The 22,118-nt window shown below is 33.6% G+C and carries 17 protein-coding genes and 1 tRNA gene; 11 read left to right on the top strand and 7 right to left on the bottom strand.

The annotated features are described in order from the left end of the window. Window positions 1–107: 107 nt before the first annotated feature. Together N4270_RS06660 and N4270_RS06665 are read right to left on the bottom strand one after the other, a co-directional pair. Window positions 108–1,358, bottom strand: coding sequence for a site-specific integrase (locus N4270_RS06660; protein WP_260096195.1), 1,251 nt, complete (start codon window positions 1,356–1,358; stop codon window positions 108–110). 235 nt (window positions 1,359–1,593) lie between these two features. Further along, a tRNA-Ser gene (locus N4270_RS06665) sits at window positions 1,594–1,681 on the bottom strand. Between the two features lie 142 nt (window positions 1,682–1,823). Here N4270_RS06665 and N4270_RS06670 point away from each other — a divergent pair. From N4270_RS06670 to N4270_RS06680, 3 genes are all read left to right on the top strand, one after another. Then, a complete protein-coding gene (locus N4270_RS06670) occupies window positions 1,824–2,489 on the top strand; it encodes an NAD(P)H-dependent oxidoreductase (RefSeq protein ID WP_260096196.1) in 666 nt (221 codons plus the stop codon). Window positions 2,490–2,562: 73 nt separating this feature from the next. Further along, complete coding sequence (locus tag N4270_RS06675; RefSeq protein ID WP_260096198.1) at window positions 2,563–2,982, top strand: thioredoxin family protein; 420 nt, start codon at window positions 2,563–2,565, stop codon at window positions 2,980–2,982. Window positions 2,983–2,988: 6 nt separating this feature from the next. Beyond that, on the top strand, window positions 2,989–4,182 hold the full coding sequence (locus N4270_RS06680) for a DegT/DnrJ/EryC1/StrS aminotransferase family protein (RefSeq protein ID WP_260096199.1): 1,194 nt from the start codon (window positions 2,989–2,991) through the stop codon (window positions 4,180–4,182). On the opposite strand, the gene N4270_RS06685 is transcribed toward N4270_RS06680, so the two are convergent. Together N4270_RS06685 and N4270_RS06690 are read right to left on the bottom strand one after the other, a co-directional pair. Further along, a complete protein-coding gene (locus tag N4270_RS06685; RefSeq protein WP_260096201.1) occupies window positions 4,179–5,675 on the bottom strand; it encodes a sensor histidine kinase in 1,497 nt (498 codons plus the stop codon). The genes N4270_RS06680 and N4270_RS06685 overlap by 4 nt on opposite strands. Window positions 5,676–5,681: 6 nt before the next feature. Further along, entirely contained in the window at window positions 5,682–6,422 is a 741-nt protein-coding gene (locus N4270_RS06690) for a LytTR family DNA-binding domain-containing protein (protein ID WP_260096203.1), read from the bottom strand. Window positions 6,423–6,676: 254 nt separating this feature from the next. Between N4270_RS06690 and N4270_RS06695 the strand changes: the two genes are divergently transcribed. From N4270_RS06695 to N4270_RS06730, 8 genes are all read left to right on the top strand, one after another. After that, on the top strand, window positions 6,677–7,912 hold the full coding sequence (locus tag N4270_RS06695; protein WP_260096205.1) for a hypothetical protein: 1,236 nt from the start codon (window positions 6,677–6,679) through the stop codon (window positions 7,910–7,912). 178 nt (window positions 7,913–8,090) lie between these two features. Next, on the top strand, window positions 8,091–9,047 hold the full coding sequence (locus N4270_RS06700) for a hypothetical protein (protein WP_260096206.1): 957 nt from the start codon (window positions 8,091–8,093) through the stop codon (window positions 9,045–9,047). 239 nt (window positions 9,048–9,286) lie between these two features. After that, window positions 9,287–12,196: a response regulator gene (locus N4270_RS06705; RefSeq protein ID WP_260096208.1), complete on the top strand. Its 2,910-nt coding sequence runs from the start codon at window positions 9,287–9,289 to the stop codon at window positions 12,194–12,196. Window positions 12,197–12,351: 155 nt separating this feature from the next. Continuing rightward, the gene (locus N4270_RS06710; RefSeq protein ID WP_260096211.1) at window positions 12,352–12,501 is read left to right on the top strand and encodes a hypothetical protein; all 150 of its coding nucleotides are present in this window, start codon (window positions 12,352–12,354) and stop codon (window positions 12,499–12,501) included. Window positions 12,502–12,517: 16 nt separating this feature from the next. Continuing rightward, window positions 12,518–13,528 carry a hypothetical protein gene (locus tag N4270_RS06715; RefSeq protein WP_260096213.1) on the top strand — a complete coding sequence of 337 codons (1,011 nt, stop codon included), beginning with the start codon at window positions 12,518–12,520 and terminating at the stop codon, window positions 13,526–13,528. Between the two features lie 12 nt (window positions 13,529–13,540). Beyond that, on the top strand, window positions 13,541–15,808 hold the full coding sequence (locus N4270_RS06720; protein ID WP_260096214.1) for a tail fiber domain-containing protein: 2,268 nt from the start codon (window positions 13,541–13,543) through the stop codon (window positions 15,806–15,808). A 101-nt stretch (window positions 15,809–15,909) separates the two neighbouring features. Further along, window positions 15,910–16,884, top strand: coding sequence for a hemagglutinin protein (locus N4270_RS06725; protein WP_260096216.1), 975 nt, complete (start codon window positions 15,910–15,912; stop codon window positions 16,882–16,884). Between the two features lie 12 nt (window positions 16,885–16,896). Then, window positions 16,897–17,688 (top strand): T9SS type A sorting domain-containing protein, encoded by a 792-nt coding sequence (locus N4270_RS06730; protein WP_260096218.1) that lies wholly within the window; start codon window positions 16,897–16,899, stop codon window positions 17,686–17,688. A 161-nt stretch (window positions 17,689–17,849) separates the two neighbouring features. On the opposite strand, the gene ribB is transcribed toward N4270_RS06730, so the two are convergent. From ribB to N4270_RS06745, 3 genes are read right to left on the bottom strand one after another with little or no spacing between them, the layout of a single operon-like run. Further along, window positions 17,850–19,004 carry a 3,4-dihydroxy-2-butanone-4-phosphate synthase gene (ribB, locus tag N4270_RS06735; protein WP_260096220.1) on the bottom strand — a complete coding sequence of 385 codons (1,155 nt, stop codon included), beginning with the start codon at window positions 19,002–19,004 and terminating at the stop codon, window positions 17,850–17,852. Window positions 19,005–19,046: 42 nt separating this feature from the next. Beyond that, the gene (locus tag N4270_RS06740) at window positions 19,047–21,422 is read right to left on the bottom strand and encodes an LptF/LptG family permease (RefSeq protein ID WP_260096222.1); all 2,376 of its coding nucleotides are present in this window, start codon (window positions 21,420–21,422) and stop codon (window positions 19,047–19,049) included. 17 nt (window positions 21,423–21,439) lie between these two features. Then, the gene (locus tag N4270_RS06745) at window positions 21,440–22,081 is read right to left on the bottom strand and encodes an outer membrane lipoprotein carrier protein LolA (protein ID WP_260096225.1); all 642 of its coding nucleotides are present in this window, start codon (window positions 22,079–22,081) and stop codon (window positions 21,440–21,442) included. Window positions 22,082–22,118 lie beyond the last annotated feature (37 nt).

Consider the following 22,118-nt stretch of genomic DNA (forward strand, 5'->3'; position numbering starts at 1 on the left):
CCTTTACATAAAACAAACTTATTAACATTTATGCACTATCTTTTAACAGAAAAACCCTTGAATAATCAAGGGTTTAAGCATATACTTTTGTTCTTTGTTTATATATGTTAATTAGCGATTCTTTTGGAAGCATCAACATTACTTTTATCAGCAAATTTTTGTTTCAAAATTGCCATATCATCGCTTACTTTTCTATCCAATATTTTAGCATAGTGTTGCGTTGTTTTTAGTGATTTATGACCTAACATTTTACTAACTGATTCCATTGGCACACCATTAGACAATGTTACCGTAGTTGCAAACGTATGACGAGCTAAATGGGTGGTTAAGTTTTTATTGATACCACACAAATCTGCTATCTCTTTTAAATAGGCATTAGACTTTTGATTGCTCAATACAGGAAGCAATACATCTTTTGTAACTGCCTCTGGATGGTTCTCGTATTTCTTTATAATCTCTAAAGCAGTCGGAAGTAGGGGAATGTTACTACGTGTATCTGTTTTAGTACGCTTTGTCTTTATCCACTTATCTCCATCAATACCAAATACCAAATTATCTTTTGATAGTTTCTTAACGTCGCTATACGCTAAACCTGTAAAACAACAGAATATAAAAATGTCTCTTACTTGCTCTAATCTATTAGTGTGTAACTCTTTTTCGAGCATTGTTTGTATTTCTTCTTCTGAAAGAAATTGACGTTCCACTTCTTTTAAACGGACTTTATAATTTAGAAATGGGTCTTTTTTAATCCAATCGTTTGCTATTGCAATACGTACAATCTTTTTAAAATTCTTGATATACTTAATTGTACTGTTATGTCCGCAGTTTCTAACCGTTTTTAAATAGAACTCAAAATCTGTAATATACTTGTGGTCTATTCTGTTTACAGGTATATCACTTACATTGTATTGATGTTGCATAAACTCTTGCAGATGCTTACATACTGTTTTATAACGTTCTAAAGTTCCTGCTGAAAACTCTCTACCAACTAATTTTTCAACTTGCTTGTTGTGATTATTAAAGATGGTTATGAGTGTTCTTTGTTTTTCCTCAACACCTAAAAACTTGTTTTTAAGGGTTTCGGTTGTAACCTCCTTGTTATCTTGAATTAAGTCTCTTTGGCTTTGATATACTTTTGTAGTAAGTGAATCTAAATAGGCATTTAGTTCTCGTATATCTTCTGTTCTTCCAATAGCTTTATTGGCTTCAACGCTCCATTTCTCAATCTCAATGGTACGTTTTGTACTAATCTCTGTACGCTTACCATCTATGGTAATACGTAGGTAAATAGGGCATTTGCCCTGTGCATCTACTTTACTCTTTTTTAAGTAGAATAATAATCCAAATGTTTTGTTCATTCTGGTGACCTTTAATTATACATTAATTTACAAAATTTCGAGGTCTTTTAATTGATATATTGTACTGATTTATAAACAGTTATAAACAATTAGGTGACCTAATTAAGGTTTAAAAAAGGTCACCTAATAGGTCACCAACAGAATGGTTTTTAATACATATTTTAATGTTTTGGGTAAAATAAAAAGTCCCATAAACATTGAGTTTACAGGACTTTCGTCGATTTTGAATAAATCTTGGCGGAGAAAGAGGGATTCGAACCCCCGGAGGTGTGACCCTCAACAGTTTTCAAGACTGCCGCATTCGACCACTCTGCCATTTCTCCAGTGTATCTCATCAGGTATTCCCTGAATGCGGATGCAAATATAGAACCCTTTTTTATTTCTTTCAAATAAAAAGTGCTTTTTTTAAATGATTTAATAATACTATAGAATTATTTTATAACATAAACCCTTTAAAATAGATATATGAGCTTTATTTTTGCACCAATATTAGCGATTTATATGACAACTATAGATAAATTAAAATGGCGCTATGCCACAAAAAAATTTGATGCCTCCAAAATTCTTTCCAAAGAAAAACTAGAGATATTAAAAGAAGCCTTTAACTTAACGGCAACCTCTTTTGGACTCCAAACGATTAGCTTAGTTGTATTAAAAGATAAAGCACTCAGAGAACTATTAGTTGACCATTCGTTCAAACAAAGGCAAATTTTAGAGGCTTCTCATCTTTTGGTGATTTGTATTCAGGATAATATTCTGGAAGACGATGTCGATCAGCATTTCGATAATGTCAAAAATATTAGAAATACACCTGAGACAATTCTTGCGCCTTATCGAAAAGATTTAAAAGACATGATGAAGAAAATGTCTATTAAAGAACGTCAAGAATGGTCGATTAAACAAGCTTATATCGCTCTTGGAAATTTAATGACGGTCTGCGCAATGGAAGGCATAGATTCTTGTCCAATGGAAGGCTTTATTCCGTCTGCATACGACGATTTACTAGATTTGAAGGCAATGAATTTAAAGTCGGTATTATTGTTACCTGTGGGCTATCGCGCAGCCGATGACATGTTTGCCGATTTTAAAAAAGTTAGAAAACAAGTCAAAACATCGGTCATAGAACTATAATAAAAGTTAATAGAGTTCACTATATTTGTTTCTATCTTAATCGCGAGATTATTCGCACTTATTGAACATAACAATGAAAAAAGTCTTATTTGTTTTATTATTAGCGTTTACATTACAACTTACAGCGCAAGAATCATCGACTTGGCTAACCGATTATAAAGTAGCTCTAAAGCAATCAGAAACTCAAAACAAACCCATATTAGCTTTTGTAACTAACAATCAAAGTTCTGAAGCTCTAAAGACTTTAAATGAACAGGTTTTTGAAACAGAATCATTCAAAAATACACTTGCTCCTAAAGTCATTTTATTGAAGTTAGATATTTCTGATAAACACTCGTATAATGTACGTTTAGGTATACATTATACTAAACAAACAACAGCGCCAGGTTTGGCTTTGGTTGATAAATTCAATGATACGATTGGTCAACCCTTAGTCGTTATTACTCCCGAAAACATAAAGACTTTTTTAACTTCAGTTCACGAAAAACTTTAATTGTAGATGCCTGGATTTGAATTATTTGGAGACCAAGAGCGTAAAGAAGTTAATGACGTTCTTGACAACGGTGTCTTAATGCGATATGGATTTGATGGTCTGCGAAATGGCCATTGGAAAGCCAAGTCTCTCGAAAAGGAATTGTGTTCGACTTTTAATACAAACCATGTACAATTAGTTTCCAGTGGTACAGCTGCTGTATCGGTAGCGCTGGCTTCTGCAGGTGTTGGTGCGGGTGATGAGGTGATCATGCCAACCTTTACATTTGTAGCCAGTTTTGAAGCTATTATGATGTTAGGTGCTATTCCGGTGTTAGTCGATATAGACGATACTTTAACTTTAGATCCAAAAGCGGTTGAAGCTGCAGTGACTCCAAAAACTAAGGCGGTTATGGTTGTCCATATGTGCGGCAGTATGGGAGACTTAAACGCTTTACAAACCGTGTGTTCTAAACACAAGCTACTACTTGTCGAAGATGCTTGTCAGGCTATTGGCGGAACCTATAAAGGAAAACCACTCGGCAGCGTTGGTGATTTGGGATGTTTCTCGTTCGATTTTGTAAAAACCATTACCTGTGGAGAAGGTGGTGCCGTTATCACCAATAATGAAACTTATTATGTAAACGCCGATCATTACAGCGATCATGGTCACGATCATGTTGGTTCAGACAGAGGTGCAGAAACACATCCGTTTTTAGGCTATAATTTCAGGATTTCAGAATTACATGCCGCTGTTGGATTAGCTCAAGTGAAGCGTTTACCAGAATTTATTACGATTCAGAAAAAACATTATACCATACTTAGAAAAGCGCTTGCTGATATCCCTGAAGTAAGTTTCAGAAAAGTACCTGAAGGTGGCGAAGAAAGTTATGCATTCCTGAATTTCTTTTTACCTGATTTAGATACGGCTCGTAAAGTTACGACTGCTTTTAAGGAGCACGGCATTGATGCCTGCTGGAATTACTTCGACAATAATTGGCATTATGTAAGGAAATGGGACCATCTAAAAGATGCAAAATCGCTTTATCCGCTGACTTCCGAAATTAATGCGGCACTTTCAAAACTGAAGACCACAGGTTTTTCTCAATCTGATGCCTTTATTGGCCGAAATATTTCCTGTTTGATTAAGTTGTCTTGGACTGATGCTGAAGTTAGTGAACGTGCCAGTAAAATGGCAGAAGCGATTAAATCTGTCATTTAATTCAATGGAATTAACAAAGTGACTTTTGTACCAATAGGCACATTTTTATCGTATAAATCAGTAAAGTAGATGTTTGAAGAATTTTCATAATTTTCACTGAAATGTTTGAGGCGTTCTTCAGAGAGTTTAACACCAAGCGACGTTCTTTTTAAGAGTTTTTTGTTCTTAATTTCAGTAGATTTCTGTCTGCCTATTCCATTGTCAACAATGTCTATTTTTAATTGATTTTCATTCGATTTTTGAATGTTTAAATGTAATTTCCTGTTATCTTCTTTTAAAGAAAGTCCATGCCATATCGCATTTTCAATAAAGGGTTGAGTAATTAATGATGGCAATTTAATCGCAGATAAATTTAGAGTGTCATCAATGTCAATTTTAAAATCTATGCTATTATTAAACCTTATGTTTTCAATATTGACATAAAGCTGCATCGTTTCTAGTTCTTCATCTAATGATGTTTCTTTCTCAGTAGTTGAAGCTAATATTTTTCTAATGAGTTTCGAAAACTTATTTAAATAAAATACAGCATTTTCTTTTTCATTATCTATGATATAGCGCTTTATGGCATTTAAAGAATTAAAAATAAAGTGCGGATTCATTTGGCTTCTTAAAGCAGACACTTTTAATTCGGCTAGCTCTTTATCATATTTCATTTTAATAGCCTCTAACTTTTCAATTTCGGCTTGTTTACTTAGTTGTTTAACATCTTGCTCTAACTGCGCTTGTATTTTTTTTCTGAGCTCATCATTTTCTTTAAGCTGCTTTATAAGCTGATTTTTTGAAGAATTTCTATCGTCTAAAATCAGCTTTTGTTTGTGTCCTAAACCTAAAGAAAATAAAACGTTTTCTAGAATAAAACCTATATATAAAATGCTATATGATGGCTCAATTGATTGTTCGTTATTTTGTAATTTAAAATAATATAGTATAGACCAGACAGATGTAATAAACAAGATTAATGAACCGATTATAACATAATATTTTAAAGGACTTTCAGATTTAAAAAACGGAATGTATAAGACCAGTCCAAATAGTGTCATTGGGATGGTAAAGTAAAAATACCCTTCAAGTAATATTTCAATATTGCCTTTAAATACATAGATAAAAACGACAATTAAGCAATATACAATAATAGCATACAAGACCTTAAAACTCCATTTGTGCCATTTGGGTAATTCGGTTTTTATGTCTAAAAATTTAAATGTAAATAATACATAGATTACAAAATATAACTCAGTTGCAACCATTGGATATTGCGTCACTTTTTGGATTGGTAAAAACAACTCATAGATGAACCCTTCAGTGAAATGGTGTAATTGCGAGAATATGATGAAAAAGGTATATCCACTATAAAGTAAATAAAGTTTGTCTTTGTGCTGAAAATAAAGTAAAAAATGGAAAACAGAAAGTATGAACAAGATCCCTATGGTAAATGTTAAGAATCCATTTTGAAAAGGGTAATTAAAAAAATAAGATGTGAGGCCTTCTTCCAATGTAAATCAACTGTTTAATAATTGTAGTAATTCTGCTTTTTTAGACCTTGAAACCGGAATTGAACTTCCATTTTGAAGCACAAGGTAAAGTCCTTCGTTTTTTACAAATTCTTTAATGAAATTAATATTGACCAAATAGGAATTGTGGACTCTAAAAAAAGAGACACTTGTTTGTTCCTCAATTTCCTTTAGTTTTTTTGATAACATCTGTTTTTCATCATTAACCAGGTGAATTTCAGTATAATTACCATCAGATTTACAATATATAATGTCTTCCATATTCACATAAATAGTTTTTCCAACTAAAGGCAGTGCTAATCGTTTAGGCTTTTCAATGGGTTTGAAACTTTCTATAATTTTTTTAACGTCTTCACCCAGAGAATTTTGTTTTTGATTTTTCCTAACACGAGATATGGTTTCTAATAAATCATCAGAATCAATTGGTTTTAACAAGTAGTCAATCGCATGCGCTTTAAAGGCTTTTATTGCATAGTTATCGTAAGCAGTCGTAATAATTAAATCAAAATCCTTGAAACTTAATTGACTTAACAGCTGAAAACCATCCATCTCAGGCATTTCTATGTCTAAAAACACACAGTCTGGCTTTAAGTAATTGATTGCAGAAATAGCCTCAACAGGATTTGTAAACGTATCACAGACCTCTATATCCTTACCAAAATTTTCGATTTCCCATTTCAAATTTTTGATAGCGTTTAATTCATCATCTACTATTATGGCTTTTATCATAGTCTTTAGAGTTTCTGTATCAAATATATGCAGAAGAAAATTAAATAAGTTTCTAAACCATTTGCTTGGAATTATCCAATACATAAATGGTCGAATATCTTGTATAGATAACCAAAATCGTGGTTTTGCTGTTCAAATTGCAAAATACAGTCTAATTCTAACATTTTATATAGTGATATAAACGAGTCATAAAATACTGAAGATTAGTCGTATAGCCTAATGGTATATTTAACCAAAATTTAAAAATCAAACTCATGAAAACACAATTGAAAATTATCTGTTTATTAATATCAATTTTATATTATGGATGCTCAGACGATGATGGAAATACCTTGCCAACACCTCCAAATAATTTAGAAGCTTTGCAAGGAGATTGGTATAGAGTTGGATGGAATAATCCCGATTTTAAGGGGATGAAAGTAAATGTAAATGAAGATCAAGGTACATTATTAGAACCTGCATTATCAAACTTTCAAGTAGATGATATAAAATGGCAAAATATCATGCAAACGGATACTTATCAGTATAGACACAAAGATTTAACGAGTAGTTATAATTATTTTGATGCTACCATGACCTTTGGTGTTGACGATACATTAAGAATTGATGTCGCAAATTCTGGAATTGAAAACATTCAGAAATGGGTAAGGACTTTTATAGAACCTGCTGTTGATGTCAATGATTGTTCTGAGTATAGTGCTGAAGGTTTTTCAAATACTTTACTTGAGAATTGGTCTGACTATAATGATTTCGATACGTATCCATCGTTACTACAAACGCCTGGCGAACCTGGAGGAGGTTATTTTATGTATACCATAACTAATGAAGAAATAGCTCCTGGTTTGAATGTCACCGCTAGTGGAGGAAGTTCTGGTGCTATTTATGCAGAATCTTCTGCAGGAACTTCCGAACCCAACGCTAATCAAGTAGCATTTTTAGCACATCCAGGAATATCATATAATGTTAGGGTAAATATAGGGCAAGGCTCAGTAAGTTCTTATCCTTTAGAATATTCAATGAATTGGACATATGTACCTGCAGAAGATTGTTTTGAACCCAACAATAGCCTTCAAGAAGCTAAATCTGTACCAAAAGGCGAGTCGCTTGAAGCCTATGGTATCGCTGGGTACATTTCTAATTATGTTAGCTCTGGTGATGAAAACACCTATGACTATTATAAAATAGTTACACAAACGGAAGGTAAAATTAGGTTTGCACTAGATAGTTGTCCGTCTGATCTTTGGATATCTTGTGCTCTAAGAAACTCAAGTGGAGCTCAAATAAATGGTCAATATACAACCATTATTGGTGATGCAAATACCCATCAACCTGGTACAACGTATTATTATGAATCAAATAGCATCTATCCAGCTGGCACTTACTATGTTCAATTACAAATGAATGGTGTGACTGTTGTGGATTTAAATACAGACAGTATCCCAGAATATTGGAATACACCTTATACGTTCACAGTAACAACTATTGAATAATTACATATGCTTGTTAAATATAATGGGTAGTAAAAAAAGCTTTTCTATTCAAATCACTGAAAAAGTAAATATTAGATTTTTGATTGGTGTATTGTAGATATAAAGCTAAATGAATTTGTAAGTATTGAAGAAACAATTATTATCTAAATTAATAGTAAACTATTTAGTCATGAATTATATGAAAAAATCATTTATTTTACTACTCATTCTATTTCCTGTTCTTTTCAATTGTAAAACGGAGAAAAAATCTGAATCTATTGATAAAACAATTGTAGAGGTTGAAGCAGCAGTAAAAGAACCTGAACATGTTATCGATGTGATATCAAGAGGCATGGATTTTCAATCGGTAGATACGATTCCGTCGGGTTGGAATACTTTTAAATATCAAAACCGTTCTAATGAAACACATTTCTTTCTACTAGATAAATATCCCGAAGGAAAAACGGTTGAAAACACCTTAAGTGATGTCGCTCCAGTTTTTGCTGAAGGTATGGATTTGATTAATAACGGAAAACCAGAAGAAGGATTTGCCGCATTTAATAAACTTCCTAAATGGTATTTTGATATAGTATTTTCTGGAGGCGTTGGATTAATTGCACCTAAACATACCGCAACCACAACAGTTAAATTAGATCCTGGCTATTATATTATGGAATGCTATGTAAAAATGCCTAATGGCATGTTTCATACCTTGATGGGCATGGCAAAACCTATTATCGTTACCGACGAAGATAGTGGCAATTCACCTCCTGAAGCTACCATTAACATTACGCTTTCAGCTGAAGATGGCATCTCCTATAACAAAGGAATCATAAAAGGGAAACAAATCTTTTCAGTATTTGTAAAAGATCAAAAACCACACGAAAATTTTATATGGCATGATGTGAATTTAGTTAAACTTGAAGATTACGCAAGCGAAGATGAGTTGGAGGCTTGGATGGATTGGACAAACCCGAAAGGTTTAATAACACCAGTTCCTAATGGCGTAACGTTTTTAGGAGGCGTTAACGATATGCCTGCTGGAAGTACAGGTTATTTTTATGCCGATTTAAAACCTGGTAAATACGCGTTGATTTCTGAAGTGCCAAATACAAAATCGAAAAATATGTTTAAAGTGTTTGATGTTATTGATTAATAATTAACATATTCTACAATTTCCAATCCGTAACCAATCATGCCAGAATCATTTAAATCTACATCAATACGCGAAGTGCCTTGGCAATTTGTCGGTCAACTTGATCGCTTCTAAAACACCTGAAGCTGTTAAATCTTCATTGCTATAAATTTTGTAACCCATTTTGGTTACATAAGTTTTAATGGTAAGAAAATCAATTCACTAATATTGCTTAACTTTAATAAGTAATTACATAAGTAATGGTTAAGTGTTTTGGTCTCGTATTATTTTTGGTTAGTTTTTGTACGGTAACCTATGGACAAAAACCTTCTAATTATATTAGAGATTCTATTCAAACTATTGAAAAACACGAACAGTTTGAAACTACCTTGCATACCGATATCCTAAAAGCTAAAACCTATTTAGAGACACTCCATCACTTATCATTAACAAGTACCTATCCTAAAACAAGCTATTATTTTCATCATGATTCGGGTAATTATTATTTTGTAGTACATGATTTAAAATCATCTCAAAAACATTATCAGAAGGCTTATAATATAGCGACAGCATTATCCTATAATAAAGATGCTATTACTGATAAAATATGGTTGGCAAATCTTAAATATTTTCAAGGAAAGTACTCGGCATCAAAACAGATGTATCATGAAATTCTCAATGAAGCTATTGCCGAAAATTATTTAGACGGAATTGCAAATGCCTACTATGGCTTAGCAAGTATGGAAATCGACAAGAAGCAAGTACTTAATTGGTTGATAAAAGTAGATTCGGTGTACACAAATGCCGATACTGTAAGTCCCATACTTGCTAACGCTAATGAAGTTATGGGAAAAATTTATCTTGAGACCTATCAGAATAAACAGATGGCTAAAGTTTATTTTAATAAAGCTTTAGAAATTTCAAAATCTATTAATTATCAAGACGGAATCCAAAGTTTGCATGTTACACTAGGAAAACTCTCTTTTGAAGATGGTAATTACAAACAAGCCTATGCTTTTTTTAATGAACTGCTACATTATGATACATTAAAAAATGACACCTTAAATATTGCTCGGGATTTTTCAGAACTGGCTCGAATTGATATACAAACTAATAATTTTAATACAGCTGAAGAACGCCTACAGATCGCTACATCTTATTTTGAAAAATTAAGCGATACCGTTTCTCAAATCAATGTCAGTTTGATGTTTACTGAGCTGTATATTAAATCTGAAAATATAGTAAAGGCGACTCAGTCCTTAAATCAAGTAGAGCTATTATCATTCAAGCTTGATAATTATAATTTTACTGAACGCTATTACACCAACACCATTGCACTTTTTGAGTTAAAAGGAGATTATAAACAAGCCTTATTAAAGCAAAAAGCCTTAGACAGTTTTAAAACCGAAAGTTTAAACAAACAAAACACATCCGCGTTTTTAAATTTGGAACGTCAATACGAATCTGAGAAAAAAGCCAAAGAAATTGAACTTTTAAAATCTAAAAATCAACTGGTATTTCAAGAAAAAGCACACCAGCGCAATCTGTTATTGGGAGCTATTGCTTTAGCAACATTAACAGGATTGTTCTTTTTCTTTCTCTATCGAAACCGACAAAAAACCAACATAAAACTCAAAGTCTTAGATCGTTTTAAATCCAAGTTTTTTGCTAATATTTCCCATGAATTTAGGACACCACTGACTTTAATTTCCGGACCAATAGAAAGGCGTTTGGATGCTGAAGGATTAAGTTCTGCTGACCGTTCAGAGTTTGAGATGATTCAGCGTAATTCAAACAGATTGTTGAGTTTAGTTGACCAGTTATTAGACCTTTCCAAATTAGAAGCTGGCAAGTTTAAGCTAAAGGTTCAGGAAGGCGACCTAACCGTGTTATTAAAATCTATTGCAGCCTCTTTTCAATATCTAGCCGCTCAAAAACAAATCAATTATCAGTTAGATATTCAGAAAATAAATAAGGCGTGGTTTGATAAAGATGTTATTGAAAAAATAGTGACAAATCTCCTATCAAATGCATTTAAATATTCAAAAAACGAGACGACTATTAAGTTTAAGGCATTATCTAATGGAAATGATCTGGAAATGACAATTGAAAATGAAGGTACAATTATTACCAAAGAAACCATTGATGCTATTTTTAATCGCTTTTATCAATCTGATGAAACGAAAGATGGCGTGGGTATCGGACTCTCATTAGTAAAGGAGTTGGTTGATTTGATACATGGAAATATTACAGTTGAAAATACCAAGCATCACCGAATATTGTTTACGGTGAAAATTCCGATTATTCAGCAAAGTTTTAAATCTACTGAAACTATTTTAGAATCCTCAACTTCCGAATCGAGATCAAAACCGCTAATATCAAATGATTCTGAAGATGAAGTGCACACGATTGATGAAGATTTACCAATATTATTAATAGTTGAAGACCATCAAGATGTAAGGCTGTTTATAAAAAAGGAGTTTAAAACAACCTACCAGATTCTTGAAGCCGAAAATGGTGAAGACGGACTTAAAAAAGCCATTCAGTTTGTGCCAGATATTATTTTAACAGATGTTATGATGCCAAAAATGACAGGCTTTGAACTTTTAACACGATTAAAAACAGACGAAAAAACCTCGCATATCCCAATTATATTATTAACGGCTAAAGTGGAAGAAGAAGATCAGTTTAAAGGTTTAGAAACTGGAGCTGATGATTATATAACAAAGCCGTTTAAAATGAGTCTTTTAAAAAAGCGAATAGAAAATTTAGTCGCTTCTAGAGCAAAACTCCGTGAGCGTTATAGTCAAGAATTAATATTAAAACCCAAAGACATAACCATCACGAGTTTCGATGAACAGTTTCTTGAAAAAGTAGCAACCGTTATCGATAATAATCTATCAGAAGCTTCATATAGTGTTGATGATTTTAGCAAAGCCGTTGGGATGAGCAGAATGCAATTGCATCGTAAACTAAAAGCTTTAACAGGGCAATCGGCAACTGAGTTTATACGCACTCAACGATTAAAATTAGCAGCTTCATTATTAAAGAAGAGCGATATCAATATTTCTGAAATTGGTTATATGGTTGGGTTTAATAACCATTCCTACTTCACCAAATGCTTTAAGGAAGCTTATGGTTGCTCGCCTACAGAGTTTATCTCCAAATAAATCCAACTACATTTTATTAGCAACTTTAAAGCTCATGTTACGTGAGTTACAGCATCAGTTACATATCTGATAGTGCTAAGCATACACTATGCTTAGCTTTACTTACTAATTAGAAAAGTTGGTTATAGCAATTGTGAACCCTTCATCAATTAACTATGAAGAAAAAATCCTTAGAAGGTGTGATTCCAAAACTAACAACACATAATATTTACTTAAATGTGAATCATTTAGAAAAAGGAAGTTATAAGCTAAAAATAGTGCTTAAAAATAAGATTATAAAAAGCACATATTTCACTAAAGATTAATCTTAAAAACGGCATAATGAAAGTAAAAGTTACAATCGTATTCTTCTTCTTGAGTTTAACTACAATTTTTTCACAAAGCGGAATTAATTACAAAGCTGTTGTTAAAGATGATTTAGGAAATGTTCTAGTTAACCAGCAAGTTATAATACAATTTTCTATTCTAGAAACGCCTAATCAAATTAATGTTTATCAAGAAACCCATGTAACAAGCACTAATGCAAATGGCATTGTAATTATTAATATAGGTGAAGGCACAACAACCGATAATTTTGATGCTATAAACTGGGGAAATGACATACACTATCTAAATGTTCAAATAGATAGAGGTTTAGGTTTTGTCGACTTAGGAACCACTCAATTTAAAACGGTGCCTTATGCTATTAATGCCGCTAATGTGGTTTGGAAACAAAATACAAGTAACGATGTTTTTTATGATAACCCTGGACATATAGGTGTTGGCACCAATACGCCTAGTCAGAAATTAGACGTTCAAGGTAAATTAAAGGTTGGAGATGATGGTAATTCTCCAGAAAAGGGAACAGTTCGCTATAATTTTTTAGATAATGTTTTTGAAGGTCATAACGGAACCCAATGGGATAGGATGACAAAAGAAGATGAAACCAAACCTTATTTCAAAGCCGTACTAACTGCCAATACGACCTTTTCGGGAATTATCCAATTTGATAATATTGTCTACGATAATAAAAACGGTTTCGTTGGTACCAACCCAATATTTTATAATGTACAAGAAAGCGGCTTTTATTTTATATCGATTTCTGTTTTATCACTTTCTGATTTGCAAGTGGTGTATTTAATAAAAAATGGAGCTAGAGTTTCAGGTTTTTTCGCTAATAGAGACCCTATAAATGATGGGTTGAGAATCACAAGCAGTTTTAATACCATTATATTTCTTGAGGAAGGCGATTCAATATATGTTGAACCAAGCGCTGTCTCTGGAGGTTCAATAAATATTATGGGCTTTAGCAATTTTGAAGCTACCTATATTTTCGGTTATAAATTATTTTAAAATTATAATACAATGAAAACATTACTTACAATATTGATGGCCATGCTTTTTACAAGTTTAAGTTTTGCGCAACAAGGTATTAACTACAAAGCGGTCATTAAAGACAATTTAGGCAATGTAGTTACTAATACTACTATAGGTGTACAGTTTAGAATTTTACAGGGAGCTGGACAAGTTAATGTATACGAAGAAACGCACTCGCCAACTACAGATGCCAACGGAATGATCATATTAAATATTGGCTTAGGAACCACTTCTGATGTTTTTACAGATATTGATTGGGCTAACGATGAGCACTTTTTAAATGTGCAAGTTAATTTGGGTTTTGGTATAGTTGATATGGGTACAACACCTTTTAAAACGGTGCCATATGCTATCAATGCTGAAAATGTTAGAGGCTTAGAAATTTTAGACGAAGGCAATGGTTTTGGTTGGCGGTTAAAAGGTAGAGATCCAGCGTTTTATGGGAATATCGGACTTGAAGCTACGGATTTAAGTTATAGTAATGAAAACACGAATATACTTGGAGCACTAGGAAGCTATTCAGTAGCTATGGGATACAATTCTACAGCATCTGGTAATGGGTCAATTGTTTCTGGGTTTTCTACAAATGCTTCAGGAGCTGGGTCAGTAGCAATGGGTTCATTTTCAGCTGCTACAGGGATTTACTCAACCGCTTTTGGATATAATAGCACAGCTTCAGGAGATACTTCATTGGCTATTGGAAGCAACACTATGGCTTCTGGATCTAGATCCATTGCCATGGGATTTGATACGGTAGCATCAGGGTTGAATGCTACAGCCTTTGGAAATGGTACGACAGCTTCTGGTGCTGGGGCATTTGCTATAGGCGCTTTCACCACGGCACCATCAATATTAGAAACTGTGATCGGGCGTTTTAACACAAGTTATACGCCTATATCTGCCGTTGACTGGTTTAGTACCGATCGGCTTTTTGTAATAGGTAACGGAACAAGTACAACGCCTAGCAATGCGCTTACTGTTTTAAAAAACGGAACAATTACTGCACCGAGTTTTGATTTAGCTGAAATTACCGATGACAAAGCATTAACAACCAAAGAATATGTAGATCAAAATGCTGCATCAGGCTTAGAAGCCTTAGACGAAGGCAATGGTATTGGTTGGAGATTAATAGGAAGAAACCCATCATATTATGGTAATATCGGTTTAAGAGCAGTAGATTTTAGTTTCAATAGTCAAGAATCAGGTACCTATGGTGCTATTGGTACTTCATCAGTGTCAATGGGAACTGAAACATTGGCCATTGGAAATCGTTCAACAGCAATGGGATATAATACAGAAGCATCTGGATATACTTCTACAGCAATAGGTGCTCATACATTAGCTATTGGAGATTATTCTAACGTAATAGGTTTTGGTTCTGCTGCAATTGGTGATTATGCTACAGCAATTGGAGTTGATGCTAGAGCAGAGGGGGATTTTTCTACAGCATTAGGATTTGGTCCTACAGCACTATCGTATGGAGAAATAGCTATTGGAAGACTTAATACAATTTATACTCCTAATAATGCAATTGACTGGGATAGTGCAGACCGATTATTTGTTATTGGTAATGGTACTAATGTTGTTAATCGAAGCAACGCATTAACTGTACTAAAAAATGGAAATACAGGTATTGGTACAGCAACACCAGATTATAAACTGGAAGTTTCTGGTACTACAAATATCAATGAAGGTGTGAGTTCTGGGATTGCTTTAAGAGTTAATGGAGACGAAGCTCTTTGGTATAACGGCAATTATTTTAGTTGGGGATATGGTACTGGTACGGGCTATAATTTCTTTGCGACCAATGTTGGTCTTGGTATGTATAACCCAAATGTGCGATTAGATGTGAATGGTTCTATAGAATATACCGGGACAATTACCGATGTTTCTGACAGAAGACTAAAGGAACATTTTAAATCAATTGAAAACCCTTTGGACAAAATCAAGCAAATTACCGGTCTTTCCTATAATATGATTGATGATGAAGATAAAAAACGCGAATATGGTGTTATCGCTCAAGATGTACAAAAGATGTTTCCAGAAATGGTAAGTGTTGTTGATGAAGAACATGGCTATTTAGGAGTGAGTTATATCCAGCTCATTCCAGTCTTGTTGGAAGCCCTTAAAGAACAGCAAAAGATTATTGAGAATCAAAACTCTAAGTTAGACATGCTAAGCGCTCAAGTTGATCAAATCGAAACCTTAAAAAGTCGCCTGTCTCAAATAGAACAGCTCTTAAATACAGAAAAATAACAAGTGAAACAAAAGTTGCTTTATGTAATGCATTAGTTATAAAATGGTATGCAAATTAGCAATGATTTTATTTCAGATTAAAACTATAAATACAATTCAATATGAAAACAATCGTCACATTAGCAATCGCAATTTGTTGCTGTTTTCTGAATAATGCCCAAACGATTGAGAAGTTTAGTATCGATAGTGGAGGGGCTTCAGTAACCGCTGCTGGCATAGATATGTTATACACTATTGGTGAGGTTAATATTCAAGAATTGAGTGTGGGAAACGTTCAGGTTTCTGAAGGTTTTATTAACGCCGACTTTAGAGTTCTAATACATCCAATAGTGTTTTTACAAGGTCCTATATTAAATCCATCAACGCCCGGACTTATGAATGATGATTTGAGAGTTAATGCATTAATTCCGACGACTAGTCCTTACGCAGATAACGCTACAGTTAATGCTACTGTCTTTGATGTAACAGGTAATGATGCTATAGTAGATTGGGTGTGGCTAGAACTTCGAGCCTCGGATGATAATTCGAGATTAATTAATGCGCGTTCTGCTTTGGTGCAACGTGATGGTGATGTGGTTGATACCGATGGTGTTTCAAATGTAATCATGCAGGCTTCATCGACTAGTTATTACGTTGTTATCAAACATCGTAATCATTTAGGAGTAATGTCACTCGCTACAATCGGATTGTCAGATAATACGACAACTGTAGTTGATTTTACGAATAGTGCTTTTGCAACCTTTGGTAATAATGCTCAAGCGGAATTAGATGCGAATACAGTAGCACTTTGGTCTGGAGATGTGAATGCTAGTAATAGTATCACTTTCTCAGGTACCAACAACGATGTTAATGCTATTAAAGATTATGTGCTTTTAGATCCTATGAATGTTCTAAACTTTATCACCTTTTCATCTACAGGTTATTTAAATGAAGATTTAGATTTAAATGGTTTTGCACGATTTTCTGGGTCACCAAACGATAGTAATATCATAAAAGATAATGTGTTAAATCATCCGCTAAACTTTCTTAATCTGCCTACCTATAATATTAATACAACTGTGCCTGCACAAAATTAAAACTTTAAAACCATGAAACAATTTTACCTTTTATTTGTCGTTATTTTTAGCGCCTTCAGTGTTAATTCACAAAATTATGAATTCGGAATTGTCCATAACCAAGATTATACATTTTCTGTGGTCGCAGTTCCAGATTTTGATGCAACAGATACTGATATATCTGATATCGGATTTGCTTTAATGTTACCCGCTGGAAACGCCGATATAGAGAATGTATCCCCATTTAATAGTCGTGTTTGGTCTGCCACAGAGGTAACTGCAGAACAACTCACAACCTTTGGTTTAGGGGATGGAACACGAGATGGTTTTGTTATGAATCTACCACCAGGACAAACTATTTTATCACATGTAAGTGGTGAACCTTTTGTGTTGGTGACTTTCGATGTTAGTAATACGCCAACGACTGGTTCCTTAGAATTATTAACAAATTCAGATCCTATTGCCATAGGCTTAGGAGGTGCTGTTGATAGTTTTTATAATTCTAATATTGATGGTACAACTACGCAAGATTATTTTGGAGGCTTTATCACCGGAATGGAGAGTATTATGTTTGATACCTTATCAACTCTTGAGGTGATTATAGACGATTCGGTGTCTGTTTACCCTAATCCGGCATCTGATATTATTTATATTAAAACATTAAATACTATTGAAAGTCTTCAGTTATTTGACATTTTAGGAAAGCGAGTAGTTAATTCAAAAAACGAAAATGAAATTAAAGTGAGCGATTACCAATCAGGTGTTTATGTGTTAAAAGTTAAAACGAACAAGGGACAAGTCATTAAGAGAATAGTTATCGACTAACGATTTGATTTAGGATTCATCCTGAATTTAATGTGGATTAGATAGCTTTGAAGCTGTTTAAACTCTAGTTTTTTAAGCGTATTAAGGTCTTGAAGTGAATGCTTCTTTGAGAGATATAAATTTAAAGCTGAAATCAATTTGCTGAAACGAATAGGAATTTGTTAATAATTAACATATTCTACAATTTCCAATCCGTAACCAATCATACCAACACGCTTGGTTTGTTGGCTGTTCGAAATTAATTTAAGCTTATGAATGTTTAAATCGTGTAAAATTTGAGCACCAATACCAAAATCTTTTGAATCCATTTCAATACGAGGCGCTTTAGCAATTTGTCCGTCAACTTGATTGGCTTTTAATATAGACAAACGCTTCAGTAAATTCATAGATTGCGCTTGCTGATTGATAAAAACAATCGCACCTTTTCCTTCAGCATTAATAACCTTAAACATATCGTCTAATTTTTCATCGGCATTATTAGTTAACGTTCCTAAGATGTCGTTGTTAACCAATGTGGCATTTACTCTGGTAAGTACATGTTCGTTGGTAGTCCATGTGCCTTTAGTGAGCGCAATATGAATTTGATTATTTGTGGTTTGTTGATAAGCACGCAGTCTGAATTTTCCAAATCGTGTTTCGATATCAAAGTCTTCTTTTTTATCAATTAACGAATCGTGTTCCATTCGGTAAGCGACCAAATCTTCAATAGATACAATTTTAAGGTCAAACTTTTTAGCCACCTTCATAAGTTCTGGTAACCTTGCCATGCTGCCATCTTCATTCATGATTTCAACAATAACTCCTGCGGGTTCTAATCCGGCAAGTCGCGCAAAATCAATAGCTGCTTCGGTATGTCCTGTGCGTCGTAAAACACCACCATCTTTAGCAACAAGCGGAAAAATATGTCCGGGACGCGCCAATTCAAATGGTTTGGTATTTGGGTCGATAAGTGCTTCAATTGTTTTAGCTCTATCTGCTGCCGAAATTCCTGTTGTCACACCATTTCCTCTTAAATCTACCGAAACCGTGAATGCTGTTTCCATCGGGTCAGTATTATTATTCACCATCATGTGTAAATCTAACTCTTTACATCTGCTTTCGGTTAATGGTGCACAAATCAAACCGCGACCATGCATAGCCATAAAATTGATAGTTTCGGGAGTTATTTTACTTGAAGCTGCAAGAAAATCACCTTCATTTTCTCGGTTTTCATCATCGACAACTATAATCACCTTTCCGAGTTTGATATCTTGAATGGCTTCTTCAATCGTGTTTAATTGTGTCTGTGATTTATGCTGTGCAGTATTGGTAGTCATTAGAATGTGCGTTTAAAAATGCAAAGATATGGCTTATTTTTTCTATGCTGAAAGGTGTGCGGCGATTTTATTTCGTCTAAAAATGTAAACCACAGGGTAGAGGACAAAGCTTATAATAGTCCATAGCATAAACTTGGGTTTGTGACGCTGTTCTGAAGCGGCAAAGCAAGACTTGAAATGTAGGCTAGAGACAACAGTATAGATTAAAAATATAAATCCGGAAACCGCAGATAGTTCAATAGAGGCTGAGGCTGCCGCAGGTAGTTTATTGTTTTTAAATACAAAATAGAGGACAAATAAAAGCACGCCAATTCCATAAAAAATTAAAGCGAAATTAGCATAAGTCTTATAGGAATTAAGTTTAGAATGGTTAATTGAAACTTCTTGTGTTTTTGTGTTTTCTCCTGTTTGTGTAGGCGTTTCTTGAATGTCTTTAATTGAATTTACTTTTAAATCTTCTTTTATTCTTTGCTTCTGATAAAAGTAGAATAAGATGTAAAGCGGTAGGCCAATTAATAGAAATACAACGGCATTAGAAATATTCTTTTTCTCTAGCTGTTTATAAAGATTTGAATGGTCAATAAACGACTTGATAAGTGCAAATAAGTATAATACACCTATAATAATTCCTGATACAAATAGTACTTGACCTATTGTTGGAAATCCATTGTTTTTTAAGATGGCACCTGGTAAAATTAGTACTAGTGTAATCAGGTAAAGAATAAAGGCTAGTTTAGAATTACCTTCGTAGGAATACTTTAATCGTAAGGCTTCTTCATAACCATAATCAATGAGGTTTCCACCAAACTTTAGCTCTTGTTGTGTGATGCCTCTGGAATTTAAAATGGCTAACGATGAGTTTTTATATTCAATGCCGTAGTCGTACTTTCTGTAATGCTTTAAGACATCAATAAGTTTTGTGTTATCATAAGAATTTAGCGTCATATACGCTTCCGAATCAACAGGTAATTGATTTGTATTATAAGTAAGAGTTTTACTTTTAATTCCGAAGAATTGTTTTAAAGGTTCCAGGAGGCCTTCAGATTCAAATAAAGGCCTGTCTTTGGTAGCTCTTCGCGTTAAATAGATACTTAGCGGAAGCATTATTAAAGTAGACAGCCAGGTTGCTAATACCGGATTTAAAGAATCATCTAACGAACTGTTCTTTGCAAATAACCCAATAAAGTGATAGGTTAAAAAGAGTAAAATAGCAATCACTAAAGGCAAACCAATACCACCTTTTCTAATTAAAGCTCCAAGAGGCGCACCAACAAAAAACAGAATAATACAGGCAATCCCGAGTACATATTTTTCGTGAAGCGCTTGTACATGTTTGTTGCGCCATTTGGTATTAGCAGTGAAATTTTGCTTGTTGGTTGTTATAATTTGTTTGGTACTGTTAATCGTGTTTCCGGCTAAGTTGAGTAATTGTACCTTGGTTCGATCCTTGAATAAATCGATGATTTGACCGCCTTTATAAATCGAGTCTTTTTTAGGTGAAATATTGTTGTTTAAAGTCGCAACACTGGTTCGGTTGTATAAAGTGGTCGAAAAATCTTTTAAGGTGTTAGTTTTTTTCTGATACAAACTGTCAATGGCTTTGTTTAGCTGGTTAACATTAAGCATGTTGTACCTGTTTTCGTAGCTCTGATCATCTAAATCGACATCATTAAGACCTTCTAAATCGACGTTAATTGTATATTCTTCAAAATAGCTTTTAGCATGTGGTTTCTTTTGTGCTTGTTTTGCTTTTTTACTGAAAATTTCTTCATAGTAATTCCCATTATATAATACTAATTGAAGAATATTGGAGTTTTCGCTGCTTTTTAGTTCACCGCTTTCAGAAACAATAACGGTTCGGTTTTTTGCACCTTGCTGGGCTTTTTTATGAATCACAACCTTTTCTAAATACTGCCCGTTTTCACCAGTTTTATCTTCGACTTTAATATTGTAATCACCAATTTCGTTAAATTGTCCTTTAGAAATGGCTAAAGCCGGTTTTACTTTAGCGATGTTTTTTCTTAGATTATAGACATTAAAATTGGCTCTTGGAATGACATTGTTAGAAAAGAAAAATGTAATAATGCCTAATAAAACAATAAAAACACTTAAACTTTTCATAGCCCGTTGCAATGAAATTCCTGTAGATTTCATAGCGGCAAATTCATAATTTTCGGCAAATTGCCCGAATACCATAATAGAAACCAGCAAAATGGTCAATGGTAAAATTAAGGGGATAAGTGTAGGCGTAATAAAAAGTAAGAGCTTTATAATAACAAAAGTGTCCAGATCCTTTCCAGCTAAATCGCCAATATATAACCAGATGGCCTGTAAAACAAAAATGAACATGAGTATCAAAAACACGCTCATAAATGTTTTTAGGTAGGTCGTTAGTATATACCTATCTAATATTTTCATAAAAAGGACGGTTAACCTTAATCTAGATTATTGATATAATAACCTTTATATTTTGATTTGTCAAAAGTAAATAAGGTTTTCGAAATGGGCTCGTTAGTTTTAAAAGAATTAACAGTTAATATCGTCTTGGTTCCGTTTTTACCAATTTGAATTAATCTGTAAATGTGTTTTGTTTTGGCATCAATTCCTAAAAGAACTTCTTTAATTTCAGAATTGGTATCAATAGGTTTTAATTTTACAAACTGAATTTTACGCCCTTTAACATCCTGAATAATATCCATAGCATAGGTGTAGCCTTCTTTATAAAAAGACATCATTTTACTAGGTGTGATTGAATTTTCATCATCACTATTATCTGCCGAAATTGTGACTTCTTCGTCTTCAGGGTTAATGGTGTGAAGTTTTTTGCCATCAAATAATTGCGTCACTCCTAAAATGTTAAGCACGTATTTATCGCCTTGCATGACCACATCTCCACGAGTTTCTTGTTTAATATTCTCACTTGTGTTTTCGAGTACATATTTAAAATCAACCGCAATATTTTGATAGGCACTTGCTTTATTATAGACCTCATTGAGTAAGGCTTCCGCTTTTTTCGAATCTTGAGAAAACCCTATACTTCCAATTAAAAATGCTAATACTATGATAATGTGTTTCATGACTATTTATGTTTTTGTACTTATAGTAATGTTATGA

The organism is Psychroserpens sp. SPM9 (genome assembly GCF_025153525.1).
GTDB lineage: Bacteria > Bacteroidota > Bacteroidia > Flavobacteriales > Flavobacteriaceae > Psychroserpens.